The 10,719-nt window shown below is 33.1% G+C and carries 9 protein-coding genes and 1 pseudogene; 1 reads left to right on the top strand and 9 read right to left on the bottom strand.

The genetic code is table 11. The annotated features are described in order from the left end of the window. Positions 1 to 951 (bottom strand): M9 family metallopeptidase N-terminal domain-containing protein (locus VK90_RS24095; RefSeq protein WP_048375785.1); only part of this gene is annotated, 951 nt, incomplete at its 3' end. A gap of 393 nt (positions 952 to 1,344) precedes the next feature. On the opposite strand from VK90_RS24095, the gene VK90_RS24090 reads away from it, so the two are divergent. Continuing rightward, entirely contained in the window at positions 1,345 to 2,781 is a 1,437-nt protein-coding gene (locus VK90_RS24090) for an IS4 family transposase (RefSeq protein WP_048375783.1), read from the top strand. A gap of 288 nt (positions 2,782 to 3,069) precedes the next feature. Here the strand turns inward: VK90_RS24090 and VK90_RS24085 are convergent, their stop codons facing one another. From VK90_RS24085 to VK90_RS24045, 8 genes and pseudogenes are all read right to left on the bottom strand, one after another. Continuing rightward, the gene (locus tag VK90_RS24085; protein WP_048375781.1) at positions 3,070 to 3,261 is read right to left on the bottom strand and encodes a hypothetical protein; all 192 of its coding nucleotides are present in this window, start codon (positions 3,259 to 3,261) and stop codon (positions 3,070 to 3,072) included. Positions 3,262 to 3,696: 435 nt separating this feature from the next. Continuing rightward, positions 3,697 to 5,553: a S8 family peptidase gene (locus VK90_RS24080; RefSeq protein ID WP_048375779.1), complete on the bottom strand. Its 1,857-nt coding sequence runs from the start codon at positions 5,551 to 5,553 to the stop codon at positions 3,697 to 3,699. A gap of 460 nt (positions 5,554 to 6,013) precedes the next feature. Next, complete coding sequence (locus tag VK90_RS24075; protein ID WP_048375775.1) at positions 6,014 to 6,286, bottom strand: barstar family protein; 273 nt, start codon at positions 6,284 to 6,286, stop codon at positions 6,014 to 6,016. Positions 6,287 to 6,300: 14 nt separating this feature from the next. Next, positions 6,301 to 7,209 (bottom strand): annotated as a pseudogene (locus VK90_RS30865) (ribonuclease domain-containing protein); the annotation flags it as partial. 294 nt (positions 7,210 to 7,503) lie between these two features. Then, on the bottom strand, positions 7,504 to 8,358 hold the full coding sequence (locus tag VK90_RS24060; RefSeq protein WP_048375773.1) for an Rpn family recombination-promoting nuclease/putative transposase: 855 nt from the start codon (positions 8,356 to 8,358) through the stop codon (positions 7,504 to 7,506). A 74-nt stretch (positions 8,359 to 8,432) separates the two neighbouring features. After that, the gene (locus VK90_RS29280) at positions 8,433 to 9,299 is read right to left on the bottom strand and encodes a recombinase family protein (protein ID WP_082148043.1); all 867 of its coding nucleotides are present in this window, start codon (positions 9,297 to 9,299) and stop codon (positions 8,433 to 8,435) included. 648 nt (positions 9,300 to 9,947) lie between these two features. Further along, positions 9,948 to 10,136 (bottom strand): RNA chaperone Hfq, encoded by a 189-nt coding sequence (gene hfq, locus VK90_RS24050; RefSeq protein ID WP_048375771.1) that lies wholly within the window; start codon positions 10,134 to 10,136, stop codon positions 9,948 to 9,950. A gap of 22 nt (positions 10,137 to 10,158) precedes the next feature. Beyond that, positions 10,159 to 10,494 carry a hypothetical protein gene (locus tag VK90_RS24045; protein WP_048375769.1) on the bottom strand — a complete coding sequence of 112 codons (336 nt, stop codon included), beginning with the start codon at positions 10,492 to 10,494 and terminating at the stop codon, positions 10,159 to 10,161. Between the last annotated feature and the right edge of the window lie 225 nt (positions 10,495 to 10,719).

Genomic DNA, 10,719 nt, shown 5'->3' with positions numbered 1-10,719 from the left:
ATACACACCATTATTAATTAACCAACTATTTTCTGTTGTCACTTGATTCAGAAGCGCCATTCGACTGACTTCATTTATGAAACCATCAATTTTCCCATACCATATTGTTTCATCCGCTTTTTTACCGTAAGATTGTATATCGTTATCAATCGCCTGTATGAGATTATACAAGGCGTCTCCTTTATTTTTATCACTTATATATGTAGAAATATTATCGTTATATTGCTTTACTATATTCGCTGCATACTGAACTGTTTCAGCATCACAAGAAGCGTTACTAATTAATTTACCGTATGAAGATACCACTTTATCCTGTTTATTTGTGCCAAGTTTGAAATTTGGATTTTTTGCAATTTCTTTTAATGCCGGTAAACATTTATCATGAAAGCTTCGCTCATTTAAATAGTTTATTTCTTTATTATTAAAGCCTAAATAAAAACCGCAATATAATACTTCAACAAACGTCTCAATTCCTTTTGTATCATCTTTTGTAAATGTACTTCCGCGACGACCTAATTCATCAATAAGAACCTGTATTCGCTCTTTATTTTGATAAAACGCTTTTGTTTCTTGATTAAATTGAGATAAGTCTGCGATTTGATCCCAACTAACATTTGCCAATGTGTCAATTAATTCGTCATCACTCATTCTATTCAGCTCTGTTACAGAATACTTTTGCTGTAATTGTTTTGCCGTTGCTCGCTTTACGGCCGGAGTCGGACGTTGTGAAAAATCGTTCACTTTTAAACGTTCTTCATAAGACAATGTTTCGTCTGCTTTTGTAGAATGTGCAAGTTCATCTTTTGAAGTTCCTATCCCAGTTGGTTTCACTTGTAACACATTATAAGGTGTTTTTTCATCCGCTGATACTTGTGTTTGAATACTTCCAAATGATAAGGCCATTGTACTAATACCGAGCATCATTTGGGTAAACCTTGATTTCTTGTTCATAACATTTCCTCCATTTATATATTCCATTCAAAAAAATAACATATCATCCCGATAAAATAATATAATATGCAATATTGCATATTCTTTCTTAGTACATTCCTTATGTTTATGAACATAGGATAAAACTCAATAATATCAACGTTTTCTTGTTATAATCATGTTTATAAAGCGTGTAAACAATTCAATGTTCAATTAACCTCTGATGTTTATCTTTCTGAACATGTATGTATCTTACAAAATGCTGTCACGATAAGGTTTTGAAGTTCTGAGCGTACAATTTTCCCGGAATGATATAGTGACCCCATGCCCATCAACTTAAGAATTTTCATACCCCCAAGTACAAAAAACGTTATTCTTTCTTAACAAGCTAGATAAGAAAGGATGACGTTTTTTATGAATCTCTCGATTCAAGATGAATTACAACCATTTGCAGAAGAATTGCAACGATACATCACACCTGCATTTTTAGAAGAACTGGCAAGAGACATCGAATTTATAAAACGAAAACGTAAGTTTTCTGGATCAGATTTAGCTACGATTTGTATTTGGATTAGTCAACGAGTGGCAAGCGATCCCTTAGTCCGATTATGTAGTAGACTTCATGCAGCCACTGGTACTCTATTTAGCCCCGAGGGCCTAAATAAGCGTTTTAACGCAAAAGCGGTGTTATTTTTAAAACATATCTTTTCTTTATTGTTACAGCAAAAAATCTGTGAACAAACACAAATCTCTAACCAACTTTTTGCCTATTTTGAGCGCATTCGCATCATGGATGCTACCGTATTTCAAGTACCAAATACTTTAGAACATATATATCCAGGTTCGGGAGGTTGTGCTCAAACAGCCGGTATCAAAATTCAATTAGAATATGATTTACATAGTAGGCAATTTCTTAACTTTCAAGTGGGTCCTGGAAAAAATAATGATAAAACATTCGGTACAGAATGCTTAGATACCTTACGGCCAGGTGATTTATGTATTCGTGATTTAGGCTATTTTTCATTAGAGGATTTAGATCAAATGGATCAACGTGGTACCTATTATATTTCTCGGTTAAAGCTAAATACGAACGTATATGTAAAAAATCCAAGTCCAGAATACTTTAAAAATGGTTCAATAAAAAAACAATCGGAATACATACAAATAAATGTCATACAGATTTTGAAGCAACTCAAACATGGAGAAACGATAGAATATCAGCAAGCTTATGTTGGTGATAAACAGCAACTATTTTCACGTATCATTTTCCATCGATTAACAGAAGAACAATTACAAAAGCGCCAAAAGAAAATTGCTGAAAAAGAAAAATCCCAAAATAGAACATACTCCGAGAGAAGTAAAATAGTAGCAGGATTAAATGTATATGTAACAAATGCACCTTGGGAATGGGTTCCGATGGAACAGGTACATGAATTATATACATTGCGTTGGCAGATAGAAATTGTTTTTAAAACGTGGAAATCATTGTTCGACATAGATCATTGTTGCAATGTAAAACGAGAAAGATTAGAGTGCCAATTATACGGAAAACTCATAGCTATTTTTTTATGTTCTTCTACGATGTTTAAAATGCGCCAACTTTTGTTACAAAAAAAGCAAAAAGAATTAAGTGAATATAAAGCGATTGGGATGATCCAAGATCATCTATTTCTCCTCTATCAAGCTGTACAGAAAGGCACCGAAGAGATAACAAGGCTTCTGATCCGCTTGTTCCACCTTCTACAGAAAAACGGGCTAAAATCTCATCGATATGAGAAGAAGACTGTCTTTGATATCATGGGTGTTATCTATGAATATAGTGGATGTAGAAAGCAAAAGAAATCTGCATAAGTAAAAAAATGAAACCCGTTAGGGTTTATTTCGTATGCTTATTTTTAAGAGAATTATATTGTTTAAAAGTTTTTTCATTTCAATCAATGGAAAACTGTGGAGTTTCTGTCCTTAAGTTGATGGGCATGTATGGTGAGGCCTAATAAGCGTACCTACTAAATACCCATTGAGGCATCCCAACCAAAACATCCCGTCACTTCCTTCGCAAAATAAAACAAGACGCCACCCAGATCACGGCAGCGCCTACAATAATTGCTATAAACTTAATCAAATTCATTTATCCTTACATTATTTATTTCTTTGCTTCCATACCCCATTCTCTTTACGATAAGTATTCTTGCGATTCATGAAATCAGCTGTATTACCAGGAACACTATATTTCTTGCTCTTTTTCTTAGCCTTCTTCTTCAGCCTTTTCTCCTCTTGAATAGCTTGCAAATCCGCCTTCCATTGTTTCAACAAATCCTTTTCACGTCGCATCGAATTTGTACCCCTTGGATTAAAATGTGAACCAAATAACTAGATTCTACCTATTTATATAGATATCCTTTAATCCAAATGTCCATTCTGTTCAAATTCACGTTTAATGTGTAATTTCTATATAAGGCCCACGGCAACGATTCTTTCTTTTTCGGGCCATTCATTAAAAATTATAGATTTTCAGGGTGAAACTTTAATTTATGAAATTGTAGGACTACAAACTTTAAAGAAAACCTGTAAAAATTAGTTCCGTAAACTTATTTTCATGATGATTTATCAAATCAATCTCCGAAAATGATGTAATATTTGCAGTGAAAAAGGGAGATAGATATTTGGTCATAAAAAACGGCACCCCAATTATTAATTACGTCTAACAATTGGGGTGCCGTTCATTTGGGAAATTCCTTTTGTTTCATGTATGCATATGCATAAAATCTATTTTACATTTAATAGATACGACCCATTTTTATTTTCATATTTGTAGACATGCAAATAATATTTCCCTGGTTTCGCATTATATTCTCCTGTAATGACATTAGACTTATTTTGTCCATATGCTACCATATTTTCTAAATCTGATTCATGATAAAGCGTCCATGTCATTCCAATCTGTTTTTCATTTACTACGGAAATATTTATATTTTGTGGTGAATTAACCGTAAAAGTATAGATATCTACGTTATCATTGTCGTTAAGATTCCCTTCAATAGTCGTATTGAAATTTAACGGATTTGCCTGTATATGTTGGTTATTTGGCTCTTGTTCTCGCGGATTTTTTGAGGCTGAATCTTCTCCATTTGATTGAAATCCTAATTTTAACAATATAGCTTTTAAATCTGGTAAAACACCAATTCTATCGTAAGATGGTTCCCCAGATTGTGTTCCTGTGTTTGGGTTACTTAAGATGTCCCTTAACTCACTTGGTTTATAGTGGTGACCCAAATGCTCCTTCGCAATGCTTTGTATGGAAACGGCTGCACCAGCAATAATTGGTGAAGCGCTCGATGTACCATTAAAGCTAGACGTATATAGATTTTTTGCACTGTTATTTGGATCTGCAGAAGTTGTATCTACATTTTGACCCCATCCATATACATCAATTCGACTGCCATAATTTGAAAACCATGAACGTCCGTGAGGAACAGTTGATAAAGCAGCTCCGACCATGATTGCACCAGAATCTTTAAAATCTTTGCTATTACGATTTAAGACTTTTTTTCCATCTTTATTTTTAAATTCATCTAAGTCATTCCAACCATTTGCTCCAGCCTCGATGATTACGATTCCTTTATCCGTTCCAGTGCGAATCGCATCAAATACATCTGGTTGCACTTCGACCGGTAAATATTTATCACGATATCCTTCATAAGATGATTGTGCTTCTAACAATAAAACATCACCGGCATTTAGGTGATTTACAGCACTTAATATGGCATCCGCTTTGTTATTACTGCCGTCATCTCTAATTTGAGATACTACTTTTACTGTAGCTTTTGGTGCAATGCCAATATTGCCGATTTGATTATCTTCCGCAGAAACAATCCCTAAAACCGATGTCCCGTGTCCAACGTGAGCATCTGTATTTCTACCGGATATAAGTTCGATATTTTGCTTTTCTAGATCTTCATGATTTAATAGCCAGCCATACTCCATATCTGCAAATGTTATACCTTTTCCGTCGCCTCCCTTGATCCCCCAAGCGTAAGGCGCATTAATACCATATGGTGCTTCTTTTAGGTATCCTTGGTTTTCAAATCTAGGGTCATCATAGGGATTAAGAAATAAATTTGGCATCTGTACTTCCGGTGGTGTTATATTTTCCGGTTCTTTTATGTATACATCCTCTATCAAAGATGATTGTTTTAACTTTTCTACTAATACTTCTGCTTGTACATGTTTTGAAACTTGAATTACATAATAATTTAATAAGTTAGAAGATGAGGTATTATTATCGGTTTTAGCGCTTTTATTTAGACTTTGAATTTCGTCAGGACTTACAGATGTAAATAAGCGTGTTAATGTTAAATCTGGGAATTCAGAAAAAAACTTTTCTAGTACTATATCATTTTTCTCCTGTTTTATTCGTTTTTCTATCCCATCCTCATACGGTAAATTGATCTTATTTTTAAACTTTACAATGATTTGCTTTTCTTCTTGTTTTTCTACATTAGCTGCTTTTTGCTGTACTACTGAATTGTTTGAATCAGCACTCACTATATGAGAAGTCTTTCCTAGTCCTGTAAAAGCGGTAATTGCTATTGTAGATACGAGCATTCCTTTTAAAATTTTCATTAACTTTCCCTCTACTTTTTCATTTTTAAACGGTTTCCTATTAAATATCGAAATAATTACGTACAAAGCTTTATACTAAATGAATTATAATGAGTATCTAAAAGAGATTCAAAGTATTTATATATGCAATTTTTCATATTATTATATACATCTATTTTAATTTTTCGACTCATAAGTCGCTGCTATGTAGAACAATAGGGTGGACAAATCCATCACTATCAACCTAACAAAACAAAAATCTATTTTTTGGGTGAGCGTGAAGAGCTACGTGAACGTGCGCTGCAAGATCAGCTCCAAAGGGCCAGTGCATTAAATATTATTATTAATGCCATCAGTATATGGGATACGGAAACGATTCTGGGTATGAAGGGGCACTCTGTAAAAATATTCAAATAAATACAATAAAAACCGTAAAAATTAATTATTTCTACGGTTTTATGTTTACCTAAGGTTTTTTTTATTATTTTACAACAATGAAAAACTCACCTGGCATTTCTTTTTGTGCATCTTGGAATATATTTAACATTAAATCTGCATATGTATCCAAGTTTTTTTTACTATCTTCAAAGAATTCCCATTCAATTTTTACAGGACCTATAAATCCCGTTAAACAATCCCACAATGCACTAGCATTTTCCCCATAAAAATCAGGGAAATCTAACCTTTCTTTTAATATTTCATGGAATACTTTTTGATTTGTAAACATCCGTCCATCTAATTTTACTATTTTCATACATGTACCACTCCTTATTTTATTTCAGTGAATGTTTTGTAATGATCCGAAGTTTTATATACTAATCCATCGTTAGAGTAAAGAATTCTATCACCACCCCGATATCCTGATATGTAATTGATATCTGCTTCATACCAGGTCCTACCTGCTTTACTCGGTAATACTCCATCATCATTTCGATAAATATCACCACCCATACTTTTTCCAGGGGCTACCTCATGTAGATTACCTTCTTTACGCTCCCATCCCAATGCTTTGGCCTGTTTCTTCGTAATATAATTATCTGGTAACTTTTTGTATTCTTTGACATACTTAGCAACCTCATCAAAACCTGTAGGATATTTTGTAAAGTTGGTTGTTTTTGCAGCTTTCTCAAGATTTTTTGCTTTCTTTTCAATGTCTTCGACGGTCCCAACTACCTTACCGATAGTTTTTACTGTTTTTACGGTTCCACCAGATAATACAGATACGACACCAATCGCGTAATCAGATGGTTTGTATTTTTCTGTTTCACCCATTTCATGCCCTTGTACCAATTGGATGCTTGGCACATTAATAATTGGCCAAGCATCCAATGTGGCATTCATGAATTTAGTCGTATCTTGATTAGCTTGTTCAACCTCTTCCAATTTTCCTGGTGTAACTCCAAGTTCACGGAACGCATTACCTAATTCAATATTACCAATATTTCTAGCCGCAGCAGGTATATCAATCTTATGACTTGCTATTCTATTAGCGGAGTCCATAAATGTATTTGCAAGATCTATTCCCATATTGAAATCTGTGAAGAATCCTGGGACTTTGGCATCCAATGCTTGTAAATCTTTCGCAATGATTGGAGCGTTTTTTCTTGTTACTTGTACAAGTTCCTCCAATTGAGGTTTCGCTTCATCTACAGAATGTTTTAAGCGAATGGAACTATTTTAATTAAGAAAATGAAAAAACGTGGCTTATGGCAAGGGTTTAGTAGAGAACAAATAAAAGAAAATGCTCGGAAGAGATGGGATAATTTATATGAGCAAGCTGTGGTTCTACGCAGAGAACAAAGATTAAGCTACTGGAAGATATCATTACAGTTAGGTTGCGATTCAACCATGTTAGGAAAAGAACTAAAGAAACGTGGACTGTATCGTAAATTTCACAAGGATATCAAACAAGATGATTATATATAAAAAGCTTTGCGAGATTTTCCGCAAAGCTTTTGTAATGCCATGTAATTATAATAATAATTTTCGTATTTCTTCCGTAGTAAGACCTGTGAATTTTGCAATATCTTCTAATGGCATACCATTCTTATGCATACCACGGATTAATTGGATTTTTCCTTCTTCACGAGCGTGTGCCAACTTGGCTTGTTCATCCAGAAGTAACTTTTCACGAGCTTCATAAGCTGTTCTAAAAGAAGAGTCATGGCTCATATTTTCCCACTTATTCATTGCCTTTTGTAAAATTGGATCTTGATTCATCGCAATCTCCTCCAATGTTTGAGTTAAATGTTCATCTTCATGTGCTGGTAGCAATAACATCCAGCGAACAAATACATTTTCCCATGGATTTACTTTTTCTTCATGCCATTGTTTGACCAATTTTGGAATTTCAACAAAATGGATTTCAATATCATCACTTAGTATCTGCTGTTTTTTACTATTCCATAATTGTCCTATGGTATGAAATGAATCATCCTGGGAGAATAATATAAAATCTAATAAGTTAATGGTAATTGTTTTCCGAAGTGAACGATAGGGCATCCCCTCTTGCATTTGGGATGTATAGAGTTTACTCCAGTAATATAAAGATCGCTTCACCATATCATGTGTATTGCGAAGTTGTATCTCTATATTCACTTGCGTTCCGTTGTCTAATGTTGCTAATAAGTCTAATATGGATAACTTATCATCCTCATAAGATTTATGAAGATGTGGATCTTCGAGTTGTAGAGATGCAATAGGTGCATCTAAAGATTCTTCTAGGATAGCGTTTAGAAATCCAGTTAAAATTTCTTCGTTTCCCTTCGTTCCGAATAACTGTTTAAAAGCAAAATCAATTCGTAAATTTACTAATTTTGTGGACATGGGTTTCCTCTCCCTGTCTTTCTTTTCTTCTTATTATTTTATAATGTAATTCTTTATATAAGCAAATGCTACTTTTACCATTGTAGCTCTAATTCATCACAGTACACATCTAACTCCGTAAAACAGTTTTGTAAATCAGCTTCAAAATCAATTTCACGAATTATGTTATCTACCTTTTTTTCTAAATCTGGAATTGTGGTGTAAGGAACAAAGAATTTGTACTCTCCCGAATGTTGTTCCATATTGTATTGTGATATGAGAAAGGATTCGATATTCTTTCGAACTTTCCCCTTTCCTCGTACAAATTTATTATTATTTTCTACACGTAACAACATACGAATAGTGGCTGTTTGTTCTTTAGTTTGCTCGCCTTTTTCGGTTTGCTTATTTTTTCGTATATATCGGTAGAGTGTAGCTTGACTAATACCTGTCATGTTGACAATTTCTTGGATGCTATATTCTTTAGAATCATATAACTTCAATGCTCTCTGAAGGAAACTATCCTTAACACGAGGGCGTCCACCTACTCTTCCCCTTGCTCTTGCACTTTCAAGCCCCTCTAGAGTACGTTGAGCAATCAAGTCTCTTTCAAACTGGCTGAATGCTTGAAATACTGTTAACATCAATTTTCCTTGGGGTGTATTCGTATCAAACTGTTCTTTAATACTAATTAGCTTAACTCCCTTATTCTCAAAAAAATCAACAAGTTCAATTAAATCTTTGGTACTTCTTCCTAATCTAGAAAAGCTTTCAACAACTAATGTATCACCTGGTCTAATTTTATCTTTTAATCGAGTAAGCTCTGGACGATCACTTTTCGTACCTGTTATTTTTTCAGTTAAAATTTCAGTACAGTTATAATTTTGAAGCATGTCTAGTTGACGAACCAAATCTTGTTGTTGGGTACTTACCCTTGCATAGCCATAAATGTATGAATGCATGAAATCACCTAACCTTTATACGATAATTTTATCATAAAGGGTTGTTAAAGTTAATTTGATTTTGATAATAGTTTTGATAACGTAGTTAAGCGATTTATAAGGATTAAATTTTGTTCATTTTATAATTATCAAAAACCATCATTTTTGATAATGCAATTAAGCCTTATTGCCTTCCTTGTTTTATTACTACACTGACCTCATTTGGCAATAAATTTCTCAATATAGATATTATTGCTAAATATAGGTTCTATATAGAAAAACAACATAAAATAGAATATCATAAATAACAAGATAGTTTTTGCCTTTTTTCTCCTTGTGAAAAAGATAAGATCATACTCTCCGATCTTATCTTTTTTTATTTGTTAATCTGTAATACAAAAAAGAGAACCCTTATAATAAGGATTCTGCAACAGGAAAGAACAAATATATAATAATAAAAAGAATTACTTATATTATAATTTAAAAATAGGACAACGATATTGAGAAAATTCAGAACGAATTAAATATTTCTATACGCTTATTTATAATTGATTAAGAGTTGGAGTAGTAATCTTTAATCTGTCATCTGTTCCTTTTTTTAAAGAAGATTGATCTCAATCTTCTATTTTTTTGTGTTTTTTCCTCTTCCCTCGAAAAAAGGAAAAAGAATTAATTAAGAATTGTGAAAATCGCTTGTTTGTAGACTAATTGTTGCTTACCATGAACCATCATAAGAACTGTAAATTTATCCGTTGCAAGGATCTGCCCACGTACTGGAACGCCATTCTTTAAAAATACAGTAACTTCCCCTTTTTTCTCTTTCAATTGTTCATACATATCTTCTTGTAAGTTATACATGAAATACACCCCCTATTTGTATCTAATTTTCTTTTAATACTTGCTGCGGCTCATTGTTGTTTATTTGTATTTCCCATTCACCTTCTATTTTTCTAAACCATTTTCCTATTTTGCTTACATAGTATTTTTTCACTTCACCATACGGAATCCAAATTTCACGTTCCTGTATTTGATTCATCACTTCATGAAGAATCTCATCATGCTCGTATTTTTTAGGTTTTCGATGATGCGTTTTTATAAACTGTATGTATTCCCTACGTAACCAATTAGAAATATGATCTTTTTGTTTTTGCCGGAGATGTGACCACTTTTTATTTGTCTGAAGGAGTTTTCCATTTACTTTTATATGGTTTTTCATCAACACTCATCCCCTTTTACCATTTAAATGTATATATACAACTATCGTATCACATTTAAATTTAAATACGGCTCTAGGTACATATTTCGCAAGTAATCTATCCGAAATAAAAATAATATCTCCACTTAGTATCCAAAACAGACGAGACCGAATCCATTAAGCGGATTAATTAGGCATAAAAATTAAATGTAGACTATTGAATATGTTTTTTGTTTTTTATTAAAC

The sequence above is a fragment of the Bacillus sp. LK2 genome, assembly GCF_001043575.1.
Taxonomy (GTDB): domain Bacteria; phylum Bacillota; class Bacilli; order Bacillales; family Bacillaceae_G; genus Bacillus_A; species Bacillus_A paramycoides.
The sequence above is the reverse complement of the archived record's forward strand: the minus strand, read 5'-3'. Positions and strand labels throughout refer to the sequence as shown.